This window comes from Micromonospora sp. NPDC050200, assembly GCF_040656135.1.
GTDB lineage: Bacteria > Actinomycetota > Actinomycetes > Mycobacteriales > Micromonosporaceae > Micromonospora.
In genome coordinates this window covers 179,141-203,037 of sequence record NZ_JBFALG010000003.1, presented here as the reverse complement: position 1 = coordinate 203,037, position 23,897 = coordinate 179,141, and the positions used below count along the sequence as shown (strand labels likewise).

Annotated in this window: 20 protein-coding genes and 1 pseudogene; 12 read left to right on the top strand and 9 right to left on the bottom strand. The window is 72.4% G+C overall.

What is annotated here, in order from left to right:
• Positions 1-61: 61 nt before the first annotated feature.
• Positions 62-493, top strand: a complete 432-nt coding sequence (locus AB0I41_RS03965; RefSeq protein WP_357101537.1) for a PH domain-containing protein — start codon at positions 62-64, stop codon at positions 491-493.
• An 8-nt stretch (positions 494-501) separates the two neighbouring features.
• On the opposite strand, the gene AB0I41_RS03960 is transcribed toward AB0I41_RS03965, so the two are convergent.
• Together AB0I41_RS03960 and AB0I41_RS03955 are read right to left on the bottom strand one after the other, a co-directional pair.
• Positions 502-1,443: a rhomboid family intramembrane serine protease gene (locus AB0I41_RS03960; protein ID WP_357101535.1), complete on the bottom strand. Its 942-nt coding sequence runs from the start codon at positions 1,441-1,443 to the stop codon at positions 502-504.
• A 27-nt stretch (positions 1,444-1,470) separates the two neighbouring features.
• The gene (locus tag AB0I41_RS03955; protein ID WP_357101533.1) at positions 1,471-2,001 is read right to left on the bottom strand and encodes a peptidylprolyl isomerase; all 531 of its coding nucleotides are present in this window, start codon (positions 1,999-2,001) and stop codon (positions 1,471-1,473) included.
• An 84-nt stretch (positions 2,002-2,085) separates the two neighbouring features.
• Between AB0I41_RS03955 and AB0I41_RS03950 the strand changes: the two are divergent.
• Positions 2,086-2,917: pseudogene (locus tag AB0I41_RS03950) on the top strand (hypothetical protein).
• A gap of 139 nt (positions 2,918-3,056) precedes the next feature.
• On the opposite strand, the gene corA reads toward AB0I41_RS03950, so the two are convergent.
• The 3 genes from corA to AB0I41_RS03935 all read right to left on the bottom strand — a co-directional run bounded on the left by corA (position 3,057) and on the right by AB0I41_RS03935 (position 6,242).
• Entirely contained in the window at positions 3,057-4,115 is a 1,059-nt protein-coding gene (gene corA / locus AB0I41_RS03945) for a magnesium/cobalt transporter CorA (protein WP_357101645.1), read from the bottom strand.
• Positions 4,116-4,591: 476 nt separating this feature from the next.
• Positions 4,592-5,686, bottom strand: coding sequence for a PLP-dependent aminotransferase family protein (locus AB0I41_RS03940; RefSeq protein WP_357101531.1), 1,095 nt, complete (start codon positions 5,684-5,686; stop codon positions 4,592-4,594).
• A 166-nt stretch (positions 5,687-5,852) separates the two neighbouring features.
• Positions 5,853-6,242, bottom strand: a complete 390-nt coding sequence (locus tag AB0I41_RS03935) for a CBS domain-containing protein (RefSeq protein WP_357101529.1) — start codon at positions 6,240-6,242, stop codon at positions 5,853-5,855.
• Positions 6,243-6,548: 306 nt separating this feature from the next.
• Between AB0I41_RS03935 and AB0I41_RS03930 the strand changes: the two genes are divergently transcribed.
• From AB0I41_RS03930 to AB0I41_RS03915, 4 genes are all read left to right on the top strand, one after another.
• Positions 6,549-6,779 (top strand): hypothetical protein, encoded by a 231-nt coding sequence (locus AB0I41_RS03930; protein ID WP_357101527.1) that lies wholly within the window; start codon positions 6,549-6,551, stop codon positions 6,777-6,779.
• 80 nt (positions 6,780-6,859) lie between these two features.
• The gene (locus tag AB0I41_RS03925; protein ID WP_357101525.1) at positions 6,860-7,591 is read left to right on the top strand and encodes a phosphocholine cytidylyltransferase family protein; all 732 of its coding nucleotides are present in this window, start codon (positions 6,860-6,862) and stop codon (positions 7,589-7,591) included.
• Positions 7,579-8,646 (top strand): iron-containing alcohol dehydrogenase family protein, encoded by a 1,068-nt coding sequence (locus AB0I41_RS03920; protein ID WP_357101523.1) that lies wholly within the window; start codon positions 7,579-7,581, stop codon positions 8,644-8,646. Before AB0I41_RS03925 ends, AB0I41_RS03920 begins: the two co-directional genes overlap by 13 nt.
• On the top strand, positions 8,621-9,346 hold the full coding sequence (locus AB0I41_RS03915) for a CDP-alcohol phosphatidyltransferase family protein (RefSeq protein ID WP_357101521.1): 726 nt from the start codon (positions 8,621-8,623) through the stop codon (positions 9,344-9,346). Before AB0I41_RS03920 ends, AB0I41_RS03915 begins: the two co-directional genes overlap by 26 nt.
• Before the next feature lie 269 nt (positions 9,347-9,615).
• On the opposite strand, the gene AB0I41_RS03910 is transcribed toward AB0I41_RS03915, so the two are convergent.
• Positions 9,616-10,872 (bottom strand): glycosyltransferase, encoded by a 1,257-nt coding sequence (locus AB0I41_RS03910; RefSeq protein WP_357101519.1) that lies wholly within the window; start codon positions 10,870-10,872, stop codon positions 9,616-9,618.
• A 24-nt stretch (positions 10,873-10,896) separates the two neighbouring features.
• On the opposite strand from AB0I41_RS03910, the gene AB0I41_RS03905 reads away from it, so the two are divergent.
• From AB0I41_RS03905 to AB0I41_RS03880, 6 genes are all read left to right on the top strand, one after another.
• Positions 10,897-11,757, top strand: coding sequence for a DNA-formamidopyrimidine glycosylase family protein (locus tag AB0I41_RS03905; protein ID WP_357101517.1), 861 nt, complete (start codon positions 10,897-10,899; stop codon positions 11,755-11,757).
• A gap of 268 nt (positions 11,758-12,025) precedes the next feature.
• Complete coding sequence (locus AB0I41_RS03900; protein ID WP_357101643.1) at positions 12,026-13,597, top strand: sugar transferase; 1,572 nt, start codon at positions 12,026-12,028, stop codon at positions 13,595-13,597.
• Between the two features lie 78 nt (positions 13,598-13,675).
• Entirely contained in the window at positions 13,676-14,236 is a 561-nt protein-coding gene (locus tag AB0I41_RS03895) for a cysteine hydrolase family protein (RefSeq protein WP_357101515.1), read from the top strand.
• 105 nt (positions 14,237-14,341) lie between these two features.
• Positions 14,342-15,565 (top strand): histidine kinase, encoded by a 1,224-nt coding sequence (locus AB0I41_RS03890; protein WP_357101513.1) that lies wholly within the window; start codon positions 14,342-14,344, stop codon positions 15,563-15,565.
• Between the two features lie 35 nt (positions 15,566-15,600).
• Complete coding sequence (locus AB0I41_RS03885; RefSeq protein WP_357101641.1) at positions 15,601-16,362, top strand: LytTR family DNA-binding domain-containing protein; 762 nt, start codon at positions 15,601-15,603, stop codon at positions 16,360-16,362.
• 64 nt (positions 16,363-16,426) lie between these two features.
• Positions 16,427-17,083 (top strand): DUF5701 family protein, encoded by a 657-nt coding sequence (locus AB0I41_RS03880; RefSeq protein ID WP_357101511.1) that lies wholly within the window; start codon positions 16,427-16,429, stop codon positions 17,081-17,083.
• A gap of 121 nt (positions 17,084-17,204) precedes the next feature.
• Here the strand turns inward: AB0I41_RS03880 and AB0I41_RS03875 are convergent, their stop codons facing one another.
• The 3 genes from AB0I41_RS03875 to AB0I41_RS03865 form a co-directional block, all read right to left on the bottom strand.
• Entirely contained in the window at positions 17,205-19,274 is a 2,070-nt protein-coding gene (locus AB0I41_RS03875; protein ID WP_357101509.1) for a choice-of-anchor D domain-containing protein, read from the bottom strand.
• 190 nt (positions 19,275-19,464) lie between these two features.
• Positions 19,465-21,549 carry a hypothetical protein gene (locus AB0I41_RS03870; protein WP_357101507.1) on the bottom strand — a complete coding sequence of 695 codons (2,085 nt, stop codon included), beginning with the start codon at positions 21,547-21,549 and terminating at the stop codon, positions 19,465-19,467.
• 166 nt (positions 21,550-21,715) lie between these two features.
• Positions 21,716-23,809 (bottom strand): hypothetical protein, encoded by a 2,094-nt coding sequence (locus tag AB0I41_RS03865; protein WP_357101505.1) that lies wholly within the window; start codon positions 23,807-23,809, stop codon positions 21,716-21,718.
• Positions 23,810-23,897: the final 88 nt, after the last annotated feature.

Below are 23,897 nucleotides of genomic sequence, written 5' to 3'. Positions count from 1 at the left end.
TTCGCGGGCCGGTGTCGTCCGCCCCAGGTAGCGGGCCGCGGCCGACTGGCATGCTGGACCCGTGCAGCCCTCATCGTCTCCGGCCCACCAGTGGCGGGTGCCGCCGGCCCTCCCGGTGGCGAAGCTGGTCGGCGCGGTCCTGCTGGTCGCGCTCGGCCTGCTGCTCTCCGACGGCGACCGGGTCCAGTTGGCGCTGACCGTGGCGGCCGCCGCCAGCCTGCTCGGCTGGGCGCTGCGCGACCTGCTCGCCCCGGTCCGCCTCGCCGTCGACCCGACGGGCGTCACCGTGATCCACGGGTACGCCGGTCGGCGGCACCTGCCCTGGCCGGCGGTCGAGGCGATCACGGTGGACCGGCGGGCCCGGCTCGGGCTCTCCACCGAGACGCTGGAGATCGACGCCGGGGATTCGCTGCACCTCTTCGGCCGGTACGACCTGGGCGCCCCGCCCGGCGAGGTGGCCGAGACGCTGCGGGCGGTCCGGGCCGCCCACTGAGCGACAGCTCAGCCGGTCAGCGCCGCGGTGCGGACCAGCACCAGGCCGATCAGCGCCACCAGGATGACCGCCGTCCCGACGGTCTGGAAGACCGAGCGGCGCATCCGCGGCGCGTACGCCAGCACCCAGGCCATCGCCGCGCCGGTGAGCAGACCGCCGATGTGACCCGGGATGGAGATGCCCGGCACGGTGAAGGTGAAGATCAGGTTGATCACCAGGATCGGCACGATCGACGAGGTGTCCCGGCCGAGCCGGCGCATCAGCACGAAGACGGCGGCGAAGAGCCCGAAGATCGCGGTGGACGCGCCGGCCGACGCCGCGTTCGGGTTGCTGAACAGGTAGGCCGCGACGTTGCCGCCGAGCCCGGCGACCAGGTAGAGCGCGAGGAAGCGCAGCGGCCCGAGCAGTGCCTCCAGGTCGCGCCCGAGCACCCAGAGCGCCCACATGTTCAACAGCAGGTGCACCAGCCCGTAGTGCAGGAACATCGCGGTGACCAGGCGGTACCACTCGCCGGTCGCCACGCCCTCGACCGGGAACTGCGGCGGCCACTGGGCCAGCACCGAGCCCCACTGGGTCAGCGGGGTGCCCCCGCCGAGCAGCCCGCCGAGGCCGGAGCCGCCGATCATCGAGTCGCCGCCCCGGTCGCTGAGCACCGACAGCACCATGACCAGCAGGTTCATCGCGATCAGGGTGCGGGTGACGATGCCGCGGCGGCCGGCGGCACCGCCACCGAAGGCGGTACGCGCCGGCCGCACGCTGCGGCGTCCCTCGTTCACGCACTCCGGGCACTGGTGGCCGACGGAGGCCTCCCGCATGCAGTCCGGGCAGATCGGCCGGTCGCAGCGGGTGCACCGGACATACGTCTCCCGGTCGGGGTGGCGGTAGCAGACCGGAGTGGTCGGCACCGGCCCACCGGTGGCGTCGCCGGCCGTCCCGGGGCGTTCAGTCATGCGTGCAAAGGTACCTCGCCCGGTCGATCAGGCCGGGGTGCGCTCGATCTCGACCCGCTCGATCACCACGTCCTGCAGCGGCCGGTCGCTCGGGCCGGTCGGGGTGTTCGCGATCGCGTCCACGACCTTCACCGACTGCTCGTCCGAGACCTGGCCGAAGATGGTGTGCCGGTTGTTCAGGTGCGGGGTCGGCGACACCGTGATGAAGAACTGGGAGCCGTTGGTGCCCGGCCCGGCGTTCGCCATCGCCAGCAGGTACGGCCGGTCGAAGCGCAGCTCCGGGTGGAACTCGTCGCCGAACTTGTAACCCGGGCCACCACGGCCGGTGCCGGTCGGGTCGCCCATCTGGACCATGAAGCCGCTGATCACCCGGTGCGAGATGGTGCCGTCGTAGTACGGCCCGCTGCCCGGCTGACCCGTCCGCGGGTCGGTGTATTCCTTGTTGCCCTCCGCCAGGTCGACGAAGTTGCGGACCGTCTTCGGAGCGTGGTTGGGGAAGAGCTCCAGCCGGATCGGGCCAGCGTTGGTGTGCAAGGTGGCGTAGACAGCCTCGGCCACGGGTACTCCTCACTCGTTGGTCAGTTCCATGCGGATCCTCCCATGTGCCCGATCTGGCAGTGCGGAGGCATCCGAAGGTGGAGGATGACGAAGGAACAACTCCCAGGAGGTGGGGACCGTGTTTGGAATCTGGCGGCGCAAGACCCAGGGGCAGCTCGCGAAGGCTGAGCTGAACCAGGGCATCGGTCACCTGAAGCAGGCCGCCACGTACGCGGTGAAGGGTGCCGGCGCCACGGTCGGGCCGCGGGTCCAGGCAGCCCGTGGCGCCGTCGGGCCGACCGCCGTCATCGTGCGGGACCGGGCGTCCAGCGGACTCGCGTCGACGGTCGCGGCGCTCGCGCCGCTGGCCCTGGCCGTCCGCAACGCCCAGGCGCAGACGGCGGGCAAGGCCGTGGCCGGCCGCAAGGCCGCCGCCAAGCAGGCCGCGGTGGGCCGGAAGGTCAAGGCGAAGAACCTGAAGGCCGCGAAGAAGAAGCAGAAGAAGGGCGGGCCGATGATGACCGGCCTGCTGGCCGCCGGCGTGGTCGCCGGCGTGGCCGGCGCGATGGCCATGCGCCGCCGCCGCGAGCAGCAGGAGTGGGCCGAGTACGACCCGACCCGCGGTGTCGAGCCGGTCCGCGACGAGGTGGACACGCTGGTGGTGGAGACCCCCTCGGCCAACGGTGGCAAGGCGACCGGCTCCGCTGCCAGGTCCGGCGGTGCCGGCACGGCCGGTGGCCCCACCGGCACGGGCAGCTCGGCGGTGGCCGGCGGCACCAGGGCCTCGACCGCCAGCCCCGAGACCCAGCCGGTGATCGCCGGCGGCGACAAGGTCCCCTCGGTCGCCGAAGGCGCCAAGGACGTCTCCGGGCGCCCCGCGGACGACCTCGGCAAGGCGCTCGGCAAGAACAGCGCCAAGTCCAACAGTCGTCGCTGACCGGGCAGATCGCCGGGCGGCGCGGGAGGCGACTCCCGCGCCGCCGACGTGTCCGGGGTCGGTCGGGGTGCCGCCGGCGGGTCCGGGTCGGCCGCGGCACCGGCGGGTCCGAGGTACCGCCGGCGGACGCGGGTCGGGGTCAGAGCCAGCCGTTGCGGCGGAACCAGCGGTACAGCGCGAGCGAGATGGCGAGCATCAGGGCGAGCACGACCGGATAGCCGTAGGTCATCCGCAGCTCCGGCATGTTCTCGAAGTTCATCCCGTAGATGCCGGCGATCGCCGTCCAGACCGCGGCGATGGCGGCCCAGGCGGCGATCTTGCGCATGTCGTTGTTCTGGTCGACGGTGACCTGCGCCAGTCGCGCCTGGAGGATCGAGTTGAGCAGGTCGTCGTAGGAGTTGACCTGCTCGACGGTGCGGCTGAGGTGGTCCAGCACGTCCCGGAAGTAGCGCTGCACCTCCTGCGGCACCTCCCGGTTGACCTGCGCGGTGAGGGTCAGCAGCGGCCGTTGCAGCGGCATCACCGCCCGCTTGAACTCCACCAGCTCCCGCTTCATCTGGTAGATCCGCTGGATCCGGCCGCTGCCCTGCCGATCGAAGACGTCGGCCTCCAGCACGTCCAGGTCGTCCTCCAGCTGGTCGGCCACCTCCAGGTAGAGGTCCACCACCCGGTCGGTGACCGCGTACGCGACGGCCCACGGGCCGTGCTCCAGCAGTTCCCGCCTGGCCTCCAGGTCGGCCCGGACCGGGGCGAGCCGGCAGGCGTCGCCGTGCCGGACGCTGATCAGGAAGTTCGGCCCGATGAAGAGCATCACCTGACCGGTCTCGACCACCTCGGAGTTCTCGGTCAGCTCCGCGTGTTCGCAGTAGCGGGCCGTGCGCAGCACCAGGAAGCTGACGTCGCCGAAGCGCTCCAGCTTGGGGCGCTGCTGGGCCTTGACCGCATCCTCCACCGCCAGCTCGTGCAGGCCGTACGTCTCGGCGATGGCGGTCATCTCGGCCAGCTCCGGCTCGTGCAGGCCGAGCCAGACGAAGGCGTTGCGCTCCCGGCGGGCGGCCGACAGGGCGTCGGCGTAGTGCCACTGGCCGGGCTGACGCTTCCCGTCGACGTAGAGGCCGCAGTCGACCACGCCGCTGCGCTCCGGCCCGGCGGGGGCCGGGATGCGGGGGGAGCCGTCGGCGTTGAGGATGCGGGACATCGCCCGGACCGGTGCCGCCCAGGCCCGTGGGCGGAGCACCCGCCCGGCGTGCTGGCTGGCCGGCTGCTCCGGCTGGATCCGGTCCGTCATGGCGTCCCCCTCCCCACGCTGCTGCGGCTTGCAGGCTACGCCCCCACCGGCAGCCCTGCCCGTCGCCGACCGGCCGCCGTCCACCTCTCACGGTCGGGCCGGCGTGGTTGCCGGTTCGACCCGTTCCGCCCCTACCGCAAGATCGTGGGGGGTGGCGCCGGGGGGCCGTGCCGCGTTCAGGGGGGTGAGGGGCGACACGGCCCACCCGGCGCCGGTGGGGCGGGGGGTGATGCTGGGCGGCGTCGCGCGCGTACGGGCGGCGCGACCGGTGGTCGGGCCGCCCGTGGGCAGGTGAGCGACGCTCGGAGCATTGTGGGCCGCCGGCCGGCCCGAGGGGTGCCCCGAGCCGGCCGGCATCCCCAGATTGTCGGAAACCCGACAGAAATTCAGCCGCGGACGGCGGCAACGGCCTCCGCGAGCCGGCGCACGCCCTCGTCGATCCGGTCCGCCTTGACGGCGGAGAAGGCCAGCCGGAGCGCGTGCTGCCCGCCGTCGATCATGAAGTCGCTGCCCTTGACCACGGAGACGCCCCGCTCGGCGGCAGCCGGGGCGAGCCGGGCCACGTCCACGTCCGCCGGGAACTCCACCCAGAGGAAGTAGCCGCCGTCCGGCTCGACGAAGCTGGCCTCGGGAAGGTGCCGGCGCAGCGACTCGGCGAGCACCCGGGCCCGCTCGCCGAGGGCGGTCGACACGGTCTCGATCGACCGCTCGATGTCCCCGGAGACGCAGAACTGGTGCACGATCGCCTCGGAGACCATGCCGGGCGAAATGTAGAGGCTGGTCGCCTTCTTGGCGATGTCGGCGATCAGGTCCACCGGCCCGACCAGGTAGCCGACCCGGACGCCCGGGCAGACCGTCTTGGTGAAGCTGGAGGCGTGCACCACCACGTTGCGGGTGTCCAGCGAGAGCATCGACGGCAGCGCCTCGCCCCGGAACCGGATGTCGGCGTACGGGTCGTCCTCGAAGATCGTGAACTCGTACTCGGCGGCCAGGTCGAGCAGCTCGCGGCGCTTCTCCAGGGAGAGCGTCACGCCGGCCGGGTTCTGGTAGTTCGGGATGACGTGCGCCAGCCGGGGCCGCACCCCGGACTCCAGCAGCTTGCGCAGCTCGGCGGTGTCCAGGCCGTCCGGCTGGATCGAGACGCCGTGGATCTCGCCGCCCATCCGCTGGAGGTTGAGCAGGGTCCGGTCGTACGTGGGGCGCTCCACCACCACCGCGTCGCCCCGGCGGACCAGGTGGTCGAAGAGGAACGCGTCCGCCTGGAGCGAGCCGTTGGTGAGCAGCACCTGATCCGCCTCGACACCGTGCTTCTGGGCGATCCAATTCCGCAGGGGCGGGTACCCGACGGAGGTGCCGTACGCCGTGATCCCGGCGGGATCGGCGTCGAAGGCGCGGACGGCGGCTGCCTTGAGACCCTCGACATCCACGATGTCCAGCGAGGGAGCTCCACGGGCGAACGAGATCAACTGCTCGGCGGTCATGCGCACGAGCCTAGGGCCTGCCCCGGCCGGTCCGACCGGCATACACGCCAAGTTCAACATGCGGGCAGACGATCCATCGTCGGACGTGAGTCGGGCTCTCGTCGACGGGTCGTTCCGGCCGGTCGGGGGCCACCCGGACAGGTGCGGGCGACCCCCCGGCCGGGACTCAGCCCACCGTGAGCCGCTGCTGCGACCAGACCCGCATCAGGTCACGCACGGAGATCACCCCGGCCACCTCCCGACCGTCGAGCACCACCAGGTGGCGGAAGCCGCCCCGGGCCATCGCCGCGGCGGCCTCCTCCACCGTCCATTCCGGACCGGCGTAGACGACGTCCCAGCTCACGTGCGCCCTGGTCCGTTCCACGTCGCAGTCCAGCCCGGCCCCGATCGCGTTGAGCACGTCACGTTCGGTCATGATCCCGACCCCTTCGGAGTCCGGGTCGATCACCACCGCCGAGCCGACCCGGCGGGCCGACATCATCTGGGCGGCCTGACGGAGCGTGTGCTCCGGGCCGACAATGAGCACCTGGCTGGACATAGCTTCCCGAACCTGCATCACGCATCACCTCTTTGGGACGGCGGCACCCGGTACCCACATGGTGGGCCCACGCGGCAGATCAGGACAAGACCGGGCATCGGCGCGGGCGGTTCCCGCTCGCTACTGTCGAGACGTGCCCACCGAGCCTCTCCGCTGCGCCGATGACGGCCGCCTCTGCTCCCGGCGCCGGTCCCCCGAGCATGCCCGCCGGCCGCGACGGCGGCGGCGGCCGAACTGAGCCAGCGGTACGGCGGGCCGGCCGCCACCGGCTTCCTGGTCGAGTTCCGCACCCGGCTCGCCACGCCGGACGGCACGCCGCCCGGGGTGCTCCTGCTGAACCGGCTCGGCCCGCTGCGTTACCACCGGGCCGACGCGCACGCCGCCGCGTGGACCGCCGCCGGGCACCCCGCGTCGAGCGTCAGCGAGCTGCCGGAGGGGCCGGAACGCCGGGCGATCGAGCTGGAGACCGACCGCCGCGCGGCCAGCCCGTACGCGGCGCTCACCGCCGAGGAGCGGCTGGCGGTGCTGGCCGACCTGGCCGCCCTGCCCGGCTGAAGCCACGGTTGGCGGCAGCCCCACCGTCACGCGGCGCTATCCTCCACGGTGACCTGGAGTCGTACGAGGGAGGACCCGGCATGATCGGGATGGTGCTCGCGGCCGGTGCGGGGCGCCGACTGCGCCCGTACACCGACACCCTGCCCAAGGCGCTGGTGCCGGTGGACGGTGAGACCACCATCCTTGACATCGCGCTGCGCAACCTCGCCGAGGTCGGGCTCACCGAGGTCGTGATCGTGGTCGGGTACGCCGCCGAGGCGGTGGTCGCGCGCCAGGCGGCGCTGGAGCAGCGCTACGGCGTGAAGCTCACCCTCGTACACAACGACAAGGCCGAGGAGTGGAACAACGCGTACTCGCTCTGGCTGGCCCGGGAGCACTTCGCCCGGGGTGTGCTGCTGGTCAACGGCGACACCGTGCACCCGGTGAGCGTGGAGAAGACCCTGCTCGCCGAGCGCGGCCCGGGCATCCTCCTGGCTATCGACAACATCAAGCCGCTGGCCGAGGAGGAGATGAAGACCACCTTCGACGCCGCCGGCCAGCTGACCCGGATCACCAAGGTGATGGACCCGGGCGAGGCGTACGGGGAGTACATCGGCGCGACGCTGATCGAGCCGCAGGTGGCCGACGCGCTCGCCGACGCCCTGGAGGCGACCTGGCGGCGCGACCCGAACCTCTACTACGAGGACGGCTACCAGGAGTTCTCCGACCGGGGCGGCGAAGTGCGGGCGGCGCCGATCGGCGACGTCTCCTGGGTCGAGGTCGACAACCACGCCGACCTGGCCCGGGCGTGGGAGATCGCGTGCCGCTACTAGCCCGTAGCGTGCTGACCCCGCTGCACATCGACGTGCGGCGGGGCGCGGTGGCGGACCTCGGAACGATCCTCGCCGACGGGCGGATCTCCGCCGGCGGCGATGTGGCCGTGGTGGTGGGGCCCGGGCAGGGCGAGCAGATCGCCGAGCTGATCCGGCCGTCGCTCGGCGCGGCCGACGTGTTCACCGTCGCCGGCGGCACCATCGACGCGGCGAACGAACTCGGTGACCGGCTCCGGTCCCGCTCCTACGACGCGGTGGTCGGCATCGGTGGTGGCAAGACCATCGACACCGCCAAGTACGCCGCCACCCGCTTCGGCATCCCGATGGTGACGGTGGCGACCAGTCTGGCCAACGACGGCATCGCCTCGCCGACCGCCTCGCTCGACCACGAGGGCGGCAAGGGCTCCTATGGGGTGCACATCCCGATCGCGGTGATCGTGGACCTGGACTTCGTGGAGAGCGGCCCGGACCGGCAGACCCAGGCCGGCATCGGCGACGCGGTCAGCAACCTCAACTCCTGCGCCGACTGGGAACTGGGCCACGAGGTCCGCGGCGAGCCGATCGACGGGCTGGCGGTGACCCTCGCCCGAACCGGCGCCGAGGCGTTGATCAACCACCCTGGCAAGATCACCGACGACGGTTTCCTCACCACGCTTGCCGAGGCACTGATCCTCGGTGGAATCGCGAGTTCAGTAACCGGGTCGACCCGCCCCGTCAGTGGTGGCGACCACGAGATCTCGCACGCCATCGACCGGCTCTACCCCGGCACCGGCTCGCACGGCGAGCAGGTCGGGCTCGGCGCGCTGTTCTGCACCTTCCTTCGCGACGACCCGGAGCGGTTCCGGCAACTCGCCCGCTGCCTGCACCGGCACGGTCTCGCCACCACCCCGGCCGACCTGGGGCTCACCGACGACCAGTTCGTGGAGGCGGTGCAGTTCGCGCCGCGCACCCGCCCGGACCGGTACACCATCCTCGAACACCTGGCGATGTCACCTACCGAGACGCGGGAGCGGCTGGCAGACTACGCCGATGCACTCCGCGACCACCTTGGCTGAGCCGTCCCGCCCCACCGTCGCCGACTTCCACCGGGTCAACCGGGGTGGGGGCCTGTTCAGCGAGTCGGTCAGCCAGTGGCTCGGCGCGGTCTTCGCGCTGGTCGCCCAGCGCCTCGGCCTGCGCCCGACCGCGCTGAGCATCACCAACCTGGTGCTCGGGCTGGCCACCTCGGTGACCGTGGTGGCGCTCGCCGGTCGGGTCGCCGCCGGCGACGTGCCGGCCTGGGTGGTCGGGCTGGCCGCGCTGGTCGGCTGGCAGGTCGCGTACGCGCTGGACTGCGCCGACGGGCAGCTGGCCCGGGTGGCCGGGCAGGGCAGCGCGGCGGGCGCCCGGGTGGACGTGCTCTGCGACGTGGCCGCCCAGATCGCGCTGGTGGCCGCCCTGGCGGCGACCGTCGTGGCGCAGCGGCCGGCGACGCCGACCTGGCTGGTCGCGGTCTTCGCCGGCACCTGGATGGTCAACCTGGTGACCTCGGTGATGCAGTCCGGCCCGAACGCCGCCAGCATGGTCACCTCGACGTCGCTGCCGGTACGCCTGGTGAAGCTGGTCCGCGACTACGGCGCGGTGATCTTCGTGGCCGCGCTGGTGCTGATGGTCGCCCCCGCCCTCACCTTCTGGTTGGTGGTCGCCTTCACCATCGTCAACGGCGGCTTCCTGCTGGCCAGCATCGCCTTTTCCGCCCGCGCCTCCCTCCGCTGACCCACGCCGGGCGCCCGACGGTCGGCCCCGGCGCTCGGCGCTCGGCGCGGTGGGGGTCCGCGACGGACGGGACGGCGGCCGGAGCCTGGCAGGCATACCCGCTCCGCACGCTTTGGAGCTGATGACGTAGACGAATCATGGCTCGCCGGGCCGCCTGATTCGTTCACGTCATCAGGTCCAAAGCGTCTGCACGTGTCGTGCTGCCACCGTGGGCCGTGGGCCGTGGGCCGTGGGGCCGTGGGCCGTGGGGCCGTGGGCGGGGGTCAGGGTCAGCGGCGGGCGACGTCGGCGTAGATGTCGAGGAGGCGCTTGGTGACCACGTCGGGGTGGAAGGTCTGCTCGTAGCGGAGCCGGGCCGGGGCGGAGCGCGCGGCGGCGCCGGCCCTCGCGACCGGGAGGGCGGCGGCCATCGCGGCTGGCTCGGGGGGCACCACCCAACCGGCGGTGCCGGTGACCACGCCGGCCGGCAGCGGCGCCAGACCCTGCCCGGCGACGGAGGACGTGACGGCGGCCGGCCCGGTGCCGGCGGGCTCGTGCGGGGCGTCCGCCCCGACCAGGTACGGGATGCCGCCGAGCGCGGTGCCGAGCACCGGCCGACCGCTGGCCAGCGCCTCGATGATCACGGTCGGCAGGACGTCGTGCCACATCGATGCGGCGATCACCACCGCGCTCTCCTCGACCGCGGCGCGTACCCCGGCCCGGTCGAGCTGGCCCAGGTAGACCACGTCGGCGCGCTCGGCGGCCGCCGCCTCGACCAACGGCCGCAGCTCGCCGTCCCCGGCGACGCGCAGCGTGCCCAACGTGCCCACCGGGTGCCGGCGCCACGCCTCCAGCAGCAGGTCGACGCCCTTCTCCGGGGTGAGCCGGGCCATGTAGAGGAATCCGTCCCCGAGCGGAGCCGGCCGGCCCGGGTCGGGCACGGAGTTGGGCTTGACCACGATCCGCTCGTCCGGGATGCCGTAGTCGCGCAGGTGGTCGGCGATCGCCGAGGTCAACGCGATGAACCGGTCGACCGAGCGCCAGGTCCCCCGGTGCACGGCCAGGGTGGTCGCCATCAGCGCGCTCTGCGCCCGGGAGTTGCGGTAGCAGCGGTGCACGACCGCCGGCACGCCGAGCGCCCGGCCCCTGCAGTCCTGGCAGATCATCCCGTCCCGGAAATAGATCCCGGAGGAGCAGACCTGCCGGTAGTTGTGCACCGTCTGCACCACCGGCACGCCGTGTCGGTGCGCGGTCCGCACCACCCAGGGCGAGAGCAGCGGGTACGGGTTGTGCAGGTGCAGCACGTCGGGGCGGTGCTCGGTGAGCAGCCGGGCCAGGTCGTCCTGGGCGCGCGGGGCGTAGATCGGGGAGATCGGCAGCAGCGCCTTGGCCGTCTTCGACATCGACGGGATCTCGTCCGAGCTGCGGATGAACGGCAGCACCTCGACGCCGGCGGCGGTGAGCTGGGCGATCTCCGAGTCGACGATCGTGTTCTCGCCGGAGGGCTGGGCTTCCCGGTATCGGTTGTGTGCCACCACGATTCTCACGGGAAAGAAGGCTACCGTTGGACCGTGCCCGAACTACCGGAGGTGGAGGCGCTCGCGGGTCACCTGCGTGAGCGCGCGGTGGGGCGGCGGGTCGACCGGGTCGAGGTCGCCGCGATCAGCGCCCTGAAGACGTACGACCCGGCGCCCTCGGCGCTGTCGGCCCGGGCGGTGGTGGACGCCCGCCGGCACGGAAAGTTCCTCGACGTGGTCGTCGACGGCGGCCTGCACCTGGTGGTGCACCTGGCCCGGGCGGGCTGGCTGCACTACCGGGAGGCGTTCGCATCGACCGCCCCGCTGCGGCCCGGCAAGGGCCCGATCGCCCTGCGGGTACGCCTCGACGACGGCTCCGGCTTCGACCTGACCGAGGCGGGCACCCAGAAGAAGCTGGCCGCGTACCTGGTGACCGATCCGGCGCAGGTGCCCGGGGTGGCGAAGCTGGGCCCCGACGCGCTCGGGGCCGACCGGGCGACCTTCGCCGAGCGGCTGCGCAGCCGGCGGGGACAGGTCAAGGGGGTGCTGACCGACCAGGCGGTGCTCGCCGGGGTCGGCAACGCGTACTCCGACGAGATCCTGCACGCCGCGAAGCTGTCGCCGTTCGCGATCACCGAGCGGCTCACCGACGACCAGATCGCCGCGCTGCACGTGGCGACCCGGGCGGTGCTCGGCGACGCGGTCCGCCGCTCCATGGGGCAGCGGGCGGCGGAACTGAAGGGCGAGAAGCGCTCCGGGCTGAAGGTGCACGCCCGGACCGGCCTGCCCTGTCCGGTCTGTGGCGACCTGGTGCGGGAGGTGTCCTTCGCCGATTCGAGCCTCCAGTACTGCCCGACCTGCCAGACCGGCGGCAGGCCCCTCGCTGACCGTCGGTTGTCCCGCCTCGTACGGTGAGTAACAACACTCGGTGGTTACGGAGAGGAATCGTCCCGGGCGGGTGGAAGCTCCCCGTCCGCGCCTCTACCGGGGCTGCCATCCATCGGTATAGTGGCTCGGTCCCCGGCTTCGAAAACTGACGTGGAGTCGGCCGGATCCCCGCTGGCAACACCAGACGCAATGTCCCTCGGGTCAGCGTCCGGCCCTCTGGCAGCGTGGGAGACTGGAACGGTGGGCGACCCGGGCCCCTCACGGCGAGTGAGCGGCGCGTGTCATGCGGGAGGACATGGGTGAGGTGACGACAAGCCTCCAGCGCCCGGTAACCAACACAGGCCGGAGCAAACTCGTGCGGCACGTCGACAGCTTCGAGATCCAGCCGCCGACACCGCCGTCGCACAACGGCGTACCCAGGTCGGCGTGGGCGAGGGCCCGTCGCCGGGTTTCGCGCTGGCATCGCCCGTACACCGTCGCCCTGCTGCTGCTCGACTTCGCCGCCGTGGTGCTGGCGGACTGGTTCGCCCAGGAGGCCTTCGGCCAGGCGCGGGCGGGTTTCTACAAGGCCCAGGAAGACCCCACCTGGTTCTACACGGTGGCGTTCCTGCTGCTGCCGCTCGGCTGGGTGGTCATCCTCTGGGGCAACCGGGCCTATGACCGGCGCTACCTGGGGCTCGGGCCGGACGAGTTCAAGCGGGCGATCCGGGGCGGCGTCTCGGTGGCCGCGACGGTCTCCTTCATCGCCTTCGCCACGAAGACCGACCTCTCCCGCTGGACGGTCGGTTTCGCCCTGCTCGGGGCGTTGGTACTGATCCTGCTCGGGCGGCTGACCGCCCGGTTCGTGCTGCACACCGTCCGCAGCCGCGCCGGCCACGCCGGGCACCGGATGGTGCTGGTCGGCACCCTGCCGGAGGCGCTGGAGGTCTACACCGCGGTCACCCGCAACCCGAGCGCCGGCCTGGTGCCGGTCGCCATCCACATCACCGACGGGTACGCCGCCGCCCGCGGCATCGAGACCCCGGTCCCGGTGTACGCCGGCCGGGACGTCCTCGCCCTGGTCCGCGAGGTCGGCGGCGACACCATCGCGGTCTGCGGGTCGGCCAGCGCCGAGCCGGGCGAGCTGCGCCGGCTGGCCTGGCAGCTGGAGGGCTCCGGCGTCGACCTGGTGGTCGCCCCGCAGCTGACCGACATCGCCGGTCCCCGGGTGCACATCCGCCCGATCGAGGGCCTGCCGCTGCTGCACGTCGAGGAGCCGACCCTGTCGGGCCCGGCGCTGCTGATCAAGAACCTGATGGACCGGGTCGCCGCCGGGCTGGGCCTGCTGGTGCTCGCGCCGGTCTTCGCGGCCATCGCCCTCGCGATCCGGATCTCCGACCCCGGGCCGGTCTTCTTCCGGCAACCCCGGGTGGGCCACGAGGGCCGTACCTTCCGGGTCTGGAAGTTCCGGACCATGTACGTCGACGCCGAGGAGCGGCTGGCCGGCCTGGTCGACCAGAACGAGACCGACGGCATGCTGTTCAAGATGAAGCAGGACCCGCGGGTCTTCCCGGTGGGCAACTTCCTGCGCGCCTCCTCGCTGGACGAACTGCCCCAGCTGATCAACGTGCTGTGGGGGGAGATGTCGCTGGTCGGGCCGCGTCCGCTGCCCGCCGACGACGGCGACTTCCTGGGCGACGTGCGGCGCCGGCTGCTGGTCCGGCCGGGCATGACCGGGCTGTGGCAGGTCTCCGGCCGCTCCGACCTCTCCTGGGACGAGGCGGTCCGGCTGGACCTCTACTACGTCGACAACTGGTCGCTGGCGTACGACCTGAGCATCCTGTGGCGAACGGTGGGCGTGGTGCTGGCCCGCAAGGGCGCGTACTGACTCTTTCCCCCCGGCCTTTCTGTCGGTGGGCGGGCCTACCGTGGGCGGACACAGCAGCCCACCGTGGGTGAGGGAGACATGACCACACTCGAAAACCGGCCGAACCGCGCACTCCTCGTCGTCGACGTCCAGAACGGCGTCGTCGCGGGGGCTCACCAACGAGACGCGGTCGTCGCGAACGTCGGCAGCCTCGTCGAGAAGGCGCGGCGGGACGGGGTCCCCGTCGTCTGGGTCCAGCACTCCGACAAGCAGCTCGCCCGGGGGAGCGACAACTGGCGGATCGTCCCCGAGCTGACTCCGGGCGACGCCGAGCCACTGGTCGAGAAGACCTACGGCGACTCTTTCGAGGAGACCACCCTGGAGGCCGTGCTGTCGGGCCTCGGGGTCGGGCGACTCGTCGTCGTCGGCGCACAGACCGACGCGTGCATCCGCTCGACCCTGCACGGCGCGCTCGTCCGGGGGTACGACGCGACCCTCGTCAGCGACGCCCACACCACCGAGGACCAGTCGGAATGGGGGGCGCCGCCGCCGGACCAGGTCATCGCGCACACGAACCTGTACTGGACGTACCAGACGGCGCCGGGGCGGACGGCCGGGACGGTGGCGACCAAGGAGGTCGATTTCGACAGCGCGTCCTGAAGCCCGCCCGGCGCGGGCCCGGCTGAGCCTCCCGCCAGCACCACCCTGTCGGCCGGGCACGACCAGGGGCTTGGCGTGGCGGCCCGCAGGGGCCAGGATCGCTGCGTGAGTGGCAACCTCTCCGCCGTCGTCGGCGTCGTCTCGCTGATCACGGCGCTGGCCGCCGCGCTCTGGGCGGTGCTGCGGCTGCGCGGCCGGCGGGGCATCGCCACCGCCACCCAGCGGGCCACCTACGAGGTGCTGCACACCGCCGGCCTCGCCGCCGAGCCGCTGCGCGCCGGCCTGAACCCGGCGGGTGCGGCGAAGGCCGTACGCCATCTGCGGACCCTGGTGGGGGCGGCCGGGCTGGCGCTCACTGACCGGGACGCGCTGCTCGCCCTGGACGGGCGCGGCGCGCACCACGGCGACCAGCTGCTCGCGGCGGCCCGGCGGACGGTGGAGGCGGGCCGGTCGACCGTGCTCGGCGAGTCGGAGCTGCACTGCGACCGGGTGGACTGCCCGGTACGCGGGGCGGTGCTCGCGCCGCTGAACGCGGAGGGTCGGGTGGTCGGGGCGCTGGTGGCGGTCGCCGACGCCCCACCCGCGCCCGGGCTGGTGCAGGCCACCCTGGAGACCGCGCACTGGGCCGGCAACCAGCTCGCTCTGGCCGAGCTGGACTCGTCCCGGGAGCGGCTGGCCCGGGCGGAGATCCGGGCCCTGCGCGCCCAGATCAGCCCGCACTTCATCTACAACGCGCTGACCGCGATCGGCTCGTTCGTCCGCACCGACCCGGAACGGGCCCGGGAGCTGATCCTGGAGTTCGCCGAGTTCACCCGGTACTCGTTCCGGGCGCACGGCGAGTTCACCACGCTGGCCGAGGAGCTGCGCTCCATCGACCGCTACCTGACCATCGAGCGGGCCCGGTTCGGCGACCGGTTGCAGGTGCGGTTGCAGATCGCCCCGGAGGTGCTGCCGGTGACGCTGCCGTTCCTCTGCCTGCAACCGCTGGTGGAGAACGCCGTACGGCACGGGTTGTCCCGCAAGCCCGGCACCGGCATGGTGAGCATCGAGGCCCGGGACGCGGGCGCGGAGTGTCACATCACCGTGGAGGACGACGGAGTGGGGATGGATCCGGCCACGCTGACCGCGGGGATCGCGGAGCTGGCCCGGGCCGGCAGCGACCCGACCGACGACGCAGGCCAGCACGTCGGCCTCTCCAACGTCGACGAGCGGCTCCGGTCGGTCTTCGGGGACCGGTTCGGCCTGGTCGTCGAGACCGGCCCCGGCTCGGGTACGAAGGTGAGCCTGCGGGTGCCGAAGTTCCACCCGGGCGTACGGGCGGGATCGTGAGCGAGCGCAGCGAGCGAACGGACCGGATCAGCGGAGTGAACGCATCCGGATTTCTCCGGGTGCTGGCGGTCGACGACGAGCCGCCGGCGCTGGACGAGTTGGCGTACCACCTGCGGGCCGATCCCCGGGTGGCCCGGCTGCACACGGCGGGCGACGCCACCGAGGCGCTGCGGGTGCTCCGCGACGCCGACGTGGACGTGGTCTTCCTGGACATCCGGATGCCCGGCCTGGACGGGATGGAGCTGGCCCGGGTGCTGCGCCGGTTCGCCCGGCCCCCGGCGATCGTCTTCGTCACCGCGTACGACGACGGCGCGGTGGACGCCTTCGACCTGGGCGCCACCGACTACGTCCGCAAGCCGGTACGCGCCGACCGGCTGGCCGAGTCGCTGCGTCGGGTGATCGGTTCCCGGGTGGTGCCGTCGCACCCGGCGGCCCTGGCGCGGGCGGAGGAGGACCCGACCATCCCGATCGAGCTGGCCGGGACGACCCGGATGCTGCCCCGTTCGGCGGTGCGCTGGGTGGAGGCGCAGGGCGACTACGCCCGGCTGCACACCGCCGACGGCTCGCATCTGGTCCGGGTGTCGCTGGCGACGCTCGCCGAACGCTGGGCGGACGCCGGGTTCGTCCGGATCCACCGCTCCTTCCTGGTGCAGTTGCGGCTCATCGCCGAGCTGCGGCTGGTCAACTCTGGCTACGTGGTGGTGATCGACGCGACCGAACTGCCGGTGAGCCGGCGGCACACCCGCGAGCTGAAGGACAAGCTGGTCCGGGCGGCGAAGCAGGACTGGAATCGCTGAGCGGGGAATAACTCGGCATTGTCGTACACTGTACGGTAGGCCCTACGACCCCCGGGAGGCCATCGTGACCGTGTTCGACCCCGCCGCCGACTTCGACCGCCAGCTCGACGGGCTGATCCGCCTGGGCTACCCGGCCCTCGCCGGGCGCTCCGAAGCCGCCTTCCGCGACCTGCTCGCCCCGCTGCGCGCCGCCGCCGTGACCGGGACGGCCGGACTGCCCGCCCCGACCGAGGCCCGGGTGCCGTTCCTGCTGGTGGCCACCCGCGAACTGGTCCCGGTGCCCGACCGGCTGGCGCTCACCACGCTGACCGGCAAGCGCAAGCCCGGCTTCCTCGACCGGAACTTCCCCCTCGACGACCTGCCGAAATTCGACCCGATCAAGGAGCTGGAGGCCCCGGCCGGGCCGGCCTACCTGCTCTTTGACGTCGACCGGGGCGAGGAGTTCCGCAACCTGGCGCCCGCCGCCGCGCTGGAGGGGATGGCCGCCCAGGAGCGGCTGCCGCTCACCATCGACGAGGGGATCGCCTTCATCACCCACTTCCCGGCCGCGCTGGCCAGCAACCGGTGCTTCTCGCTGGTCGGGTCGCGCTGCGGGGACAAGCGGGTGCCAGCGCTCTGGATCAGCCAGGGCGCGCCGAAGCTCGGCTGGTGCTGGAACGGCAACCCGCACACCTGGCTCGGCTCCGCCTCCGCCCGCCCGGAGCGGGTGGGCCTGGAGTGACGGCACGGGGTGGGGCCGGGTCACTTCTCCACCCACTCCACCCACGGCGGCCCGGAAAGGTTCTCGGGTACGCCGAAAGGCGCCCCGGACGGACCGGGACGCCCTTCGGGAGGTGGCAGGGTCAGCGGGTCGGCCGGATCCCGGAGCCGAGTACGGCGAAGCGGGTGCCCCCCGTACCGCTCGCCGTACCCGGGTAGCGGTAGAAGGTGCCGACGACGTCGGTCACCAGGTGCGTGCTGCCGGAGAGGTTGTGCGCGTTGAACTGGTGGCCCGGAACGATCCCGGTGAGCACGGCGTTGGAGACCGTCTGCCCCGCAGCCGGGTTGAGGTTGCTCGACGTCGGCTTGAGCAGGGCCGCCGGCCACACCGTGATCACGGTGTTGTTCGTCGGGGCGACCGCGGTCACGTTCGTCACCAGCGCCGCGGTGTCCGAGGGGATCTCCTCCCGGTACGTGCTGACCGATCGGGTCGTGTTCGGGCCGAGGGCGCCGGTGATGCCGAGCCCGACGCGGCTGTCCACGATCCGGGTCGGCCTCAGTGGCCGGAACCGCAGGCCGTCAGGGACCTGCCCGTCGTCCATGACACCGACCAGGTCCACCACGATGTTCGACGTCTGTGCGGTGTGGACGCCGAACGACGGGACGGCGTGCCCGGTGCCGCAGTCGGTGCAGGAGCTGGTCTTGACGATGGTCAGGTTCGGCACCACCTTTCCGGCGCCGTAGTTCACGGTCGACGAGGTCGGCAGGGCCCCCTCGCCGGACCAGACGGTGAGGAAGCCGTCCCTGACCGGGTTGACCGCCGTGACGTTCAGGACCAACCCCCGGACGTGGCCGCTCAACTCCGGGCCGAAGTCGGTCCAGAGCTGCACGGCGCGTCCCGCCTGGACGGCGCCTCCCGTCAGCCGGGAGTCGAACAGCCGGGTCGGGTCGAGCGCGCCGTACTGGCCGCCGACGCCGACCTTGGCGAGGTCCAGGTGGTCACCGGCGTAGAAACCGACCACGTCGACCACCACGTCGGTGGCGCCGTTGCGGTTGTAGATCGAGACCTTGCCGGCGGCGCCGACCTTCACCGTGACGTTGTTGGAGCCGAGCCACCCCGCCGGGAAGTTGATCGAGGAGGCGTCGGGGCGGATCTCGCCCGCCGGGTAGACGTTGAGGAAGCTGGCGGTCGTCGGATTGGTCACCGTCACGTTCAGCACCACCGAGCCGACCCCGACCGACGGTACGCCGCCGCGGCCCTCCACCACGAGGTCGACCGTCTGCCCGGCGCCGATCTTCGCCTTGGGGGCGCCCAGCCCCGACCGGGTGTCCATCAGGCGCTGGGGCGGCAGGGGGTAGTACATGCCGGTGACGCCATAGGCGGCGCGGTAGGTCAGCGGCACCACTCGCCGCCCGTGGCTGCTGTTGTCGGGCAGGGCGAGGTTGGCGGTGTGGGTGCCGGTCAGGGTCGCCCGGCTGGCGACGGTCACCGTGCAACCGGCCCCCGGGGCGACCGTACGGCCGGAGCAGGTGTCGCCGGTGACGGCGAACTGGCCCGGCGCGGACCCGGTCAGGCGCGCCGCGCCGAACACCTCGGGCACGCTGCCCCGGGACGCGAAGCTCACCGTACGGGTGGCGCCCGCGCCGCCGACCTCCAGACTGCCGAGGTCGACCTGACCCGGGCTGGGCACGGCCGCGACGTAGTCCACCTTCGAGTTCCAGCGGAGTTCCCCGCTTAGCGTGCCCGGGTCACCGTCGCAGCGGTACTCGTACGACGCCGCGAAGGAGTTGATCAACTGGGTGTCGGGATCCCGGGCGACGTCGGCCACGGCGACGGAAGCGGCGACGATGTTGCAGCCCTGGCCCGGCGTGGTGATGTCGATCCTGGCGTTTCCGGAACCCGCGAAACGCGCGGCCGGGTAGGTCTGGCCGGCGACCCACACCGACCCGGTCGGCGGGGCCAGGACGACGTCGACGTACTGCTCGCCCCGGGCGGCCCTGAGCCGGAGCGCGTCGCCCTGCGACGGGTAGCCGCTGACCACGGCGTTGTCCGGGGTCCAGACGTCGGAGGCCGGGACGGGGGTGTAACCGTGGTCGCCACGGTCGGCGGTGATGGCGGTGAAGGGGGCGGTCGGGGCGGCGGAGGCCACCTCCGGCAGCCCGGCGACCACACCCGCGAGCGCGACGGAGACGCCGAGCAGTGTCCGGAACACGTGCATGAACACCTCGGTGGAGAAAGGGGGAGAGGAGGATCGACCCAGACTAGAAGCCGTTCCCGAGCGGCGGCAAGAAGCCGTTCCGGCAGGTCATCCCCATCTCACCAGCTTCGAAGGCGGAGGAACCGTTCCCGGTACGCCGAAGGGCGCCCCGGACGGACCGGGACGCCCTCCGACGGTGGCGGGGTCAGCGGGTCCGGTGCCCCGCCGCCAGGACCGTGAAGGGCGAGGTGGCGGAGGATCCCGGCTGGCTCGCCGTGGCCGGGTAGAGCCAGTACGAGCCGACCACGTCGGTCACCAGGTGGGTGCTGCCGGACAGGTTGTGGACGTTGAACCGGTCCTTCGGCCCGATGCCGGTCAGGACGGCGTTCGACACGATCTCCCCCACGCCCGGGTTCAGGTTGCTCGCGCCGGGCTTGCCGGCGCCGGTGTCCGCCGGCCAGACGGTGACCACCGTGTTCCTCGTCGGCGACACCGCCGTCACGTTCGTCGCCAGAGCTCGGGTGGCGCTGGTGACCAGGGCCGGCGGCGTGGTGACCGCGCGGGTCACGTTGGCGCCGAGAGCGCCGGGCAGGCCCAGCCCGGTGCGGCTGTCGACGATCCGGGTGGGGCTGACCGGGGTGAACCGCAACCCGTCGGTGACGGTGCCGTCGTCGAACACGCCGACCAGGTCGACCACCACGTTCGCGGCCTGCGAGGTGTAGACAGCGAACGACGGCACCGCGTACGCCCGTCCGCAGTCGACGCAGGCCCGGGTCTTCACGACCACCAGGTTCGGCACCACCTTGCCGGCCCCGTAGTTCACCGTCGACGCGGCGGGCACCGCGCCCTCACCGGACCAGACGGTGAGGAAACCCGCCTTCGCCGGCGCCACCGCGGTGACGTTGAGGACGAGGGAGCGCACCTTCGGGCTGAGCGCAGCGCCGAAGTCGACCCACCCCTGCTGCGAGCCCCGGGCCGGGATCGCCCCGCCGTCGGTACGGGTGTCGAAAAGCCTGCGGGGCGTCAGCGGGTGGTATTGGGCGCCCAGCGGCGGCGTCGGCTGGAACCAGTTGCTGCCGGCGTAGAAGCCGGAGACGTCGACGACGGCGTGCGTGTAGCCGGCGCGGTTGTACACCTTGACCTTGCCGTCCGCGCTGAGCTTGACGGTCACGTTGTTCGAGCCGAGCCAGCCGGCCGGAAAGTTGATCGAGGAGGCGTTGGGGCGTGCCTCGTCCGCCGGGTACACGGTCAGGAAGCTGCTCGCGGTCGGACCGGTCACCGTCACGTTCAACACCACCGCGCTGAGGCCGCCCGTCGGCAGCCCGCCCCGGCCGGCGACCTGGAGTTCGACCGCCTCACCGGGGGCGATGGGACGGCCGATCACCCCGGTGCCGTTCCGGGTGTCCATCAGCCGGAACGGCGTCGTGAGCGGGTAGTAGGTGCCGATCACCCCCTCCCAGCCCTCGACCGTGAGCGACTCGGTCCGCTGCCCGTACCCGGTGTTGTCCGGCATGACCAGGGTGGCCGTCTGCACCCGCCCCCTGGTGGGGGCGCCGGAGATCGTCACGGCGCAGACCTCGCCGGTCGGGAGGACCCGGCCCGAGCAGGTGTCGCCGCTGATCGTGAACGCCGCCGGGTCGGCGCCCTCGATGCGCGCCGTGCCGAACGCGGCGTCGCCGCTCCCCTTCGAGGCGAAGGTCTCGGTACGGGTCACCGGCGCGCGCCCCACCTCGACCCGGCCGAAGTCGAGCGGACCGCTCGGCAGCACCGCGGAGTACCCCTCGTCGGAGTTCCAGCGGATCTCCCCGTCGACCACCTCGGTGCGGTTCGCGCAGTGGAGGTCGTAGGCCGCCGCGAAGGCGGTGAGCTCTCCCATCGCGTCCCGGCGAACCTGCCGCACCGTGACGCTGCCGACCCCGTCCGAGACGCACTGCAGCGCGTCCACGTACAGCCGCGCCTGGCCGGGGCCCGGCCAGGTGGACGCCGGGTAGGTGCGCCCCTCCTGGAGGGTCTCACCGTACGGCGGCCAGACGTCGACCCTGGTCGACTTCGGGCCGGACGGCTCCGACCAGCGCGCCTCCAGCGCGAACTGGTCACCGGGGTTGAGCATCGGAACCATCGTGGCGTTGCCGCCGTTCCAAGAACCGGTGTCGTCACCGCCGACCTGGGTGTCGTCGATGACCAGCGCGGTGTACGGCGCGGTGGGCGCGGCCTGGGCGACCGTCGGCGCCACCGCCGTCGCGCAGGCCCCGGCGGCGAGCACGCCGAGGAGAGTGCGGATGCTGCGCATGAAGACCCCGGGTGGGAAGAGAACGGGAACGAAACTGGCCCAGCGTAGGGGCGGCAATCGACAGGCGGCAAGGTGGTGCGCCACATCGAGTCGATCACCGACTGTTCGGCGGATACGCGCAAGGGCGCCCCGGCCACCGCCGGGACGCCCTTGCCGTGGACGAGCATCAGTCCGGTGCGCCGGTACCGCGCACGGTCAGCGGCTGCCCGCCGGCCAGCGCGGTCGTGCTCGCGGTGCCCGAGTAGAGGTAGAACCGTCCGACCACGTCGGCGACGAGGTCGAGGCTGCCGGTGAGGTTGTGGACGTTGAACGCGTCCTGCGGGCCGATCCCGCCCATCACCGCGTTCGACACGATCTGCCCGGCGGCCGGGTTCAGGTTGCTCGCGCCCGGCTTGGCCATGTCGGCGTCCGCCGGCCAGACGGTGATCACGGTGTCCTTCGTCGGCGCCACCGCGGTCACGTTCATCGCCAGCGCCTCGGTGGTCGCGGCGACCACCGTGGACGGCGCGGTGATCTTCCGGGTCTCGCCGGCGCCGAGCGCGCCGCTGGTGCCCAGACCGCTGCGGCTGTCCGCGATCCGGGTCGGGCTCAGCGGGGTGAACCGCAGCCCGTCCGGCAGGGAGCCGTCGTCGATGACCCCGACGAGGTCCACCACCATGTTGGTCGCCTCGGACGTGTAGATGGAGAAGGTCGGCACCGCGTACGGGAGGTTGTTGCAGTTGGTGCACTTGCCGGTCCGCACGAAGGCCAGGTTGGGCACCACCTTGCCGGCCCCGTAGTTGACCGTAGAGGTCGTCAGCGCCGGGCCGTCACCGGACGAGGCGCTGAGGAAGCCCGACTTCACCGGCTTGACCGCGGTGATGTTGAGGACGAGCGCCTTGACGTGCGGGCTGGACGGGCCGAAGTCGACGTAACTGTCGATGCTCGATTTCGCCACCAGGCCCGTGGGACGGGTGTCGATGAGTCGCGTCGGCTCCACGGACTGGTACTGGCCACCCCAGCCGAGGCTGCTCTTCACCGTGTCGCTGGCAGCGTAGAAGCCGACCACGTCGACGACCACGTGGGTGGTGCCGCTGCGGTTGTAGATCGACACCTTGCCCTCGGCGCCGACCTTCACGGTGACGTTGTTGGAGCCGAGCCACCCCGCCGGGAAGTTGATCGACGAGGCCGTCGGCGTGGCTTCCGGGTACGGGTAGAGCGTCAGAAAGCTGTTGGCCGTCGGGCCGGTCACCGTCACGTTCAGCACGACGGAGCCGACGCCACTGGCCGGCACGCCGCCGCGTCCCGCCACCTGGAGGTTGACCGATCCGGTGCCGAGCGGCCCCGGCTCGACCACCCCCAGGCCGGTGCGGGTGTCCATCAGCCGCTGCGGCGCCAGCGGGTAGTACATGCCGATCACCGTGTCGTACGCGGTGAACTTCAGCGGCACCACCCGCTTGCCGTAGGCGCTGTTGTCCACCAGTTCGAGGTTGGCGGTGTAGTCGCCCCAGCGCAGCGCCTTCGGCGCCAGCGTGACCCGGCAGAAGTTGCCCGGCGTGAACGTCCTGCCGGAGCAGCCGTTGCTGACGATGGAGAACGACGACGGGTTGGCCCCGGAGATGCGGGCCACGTCGAAGGTGCTGGGCAGGGTCCCCTTGACGGTGAAGGTGACCGTGGCGGTGGGCACGGTGCCGTCGATCGCCACGCGGCCGAAATCGACGACCGGCGTGGGGAAGGAGGTCACCCCGACGTAGGCGAGGTTGGAGTTCCACCGCAGCTCACCCGTGACCGCGCCGGCGTTCGGCGAGCAGTGGAACTCGTACGCGGCCGCGAAGGCGGTCGCCGCCCCGGTGCCCGCGTCGTAGGCGATCTCGCGGACGGTGAGGCTGCCGTACGAGTAGGCGCCGTTGCAGGCGGTCGAATCCGAGGACATGTCCAGGCCGGCGTGGGTGGAGTTGCCGGACCCGGAGGTCTGGTAGGTCTGGCCGGCGGTGAACGACTGGCCGACCGGGGGCGTGATCCACATGGCGATGGTGGAGCCGCCCGGCAGGCCGCTCACCCCCATGCTCACGCCGCCGGTGCCGTACGCGCGCCCGGTCACGGTGGAGTTGGTGCCGTCGTGGACGCCGGACTGCTTGACGGGCTTGCCGTAGGCGTCACCCACGTCGACGGTGAGGACCGTGTACGGCGCGGTGGGCGCGGCGAGCGCCACCCCCGGCAGCACGGTCAGCGCACAGGCCCCGGCGACGAACGCGCCGAGGAGGGTGCGGATTTTCCGCATGGATACCCCGTGGAAGAAGGAAGTGAGGGATTGGCGAAGACAGCCTAAAAGCGTCGATGGCTCGCGGCAACCCCGTCACCAGCGCATT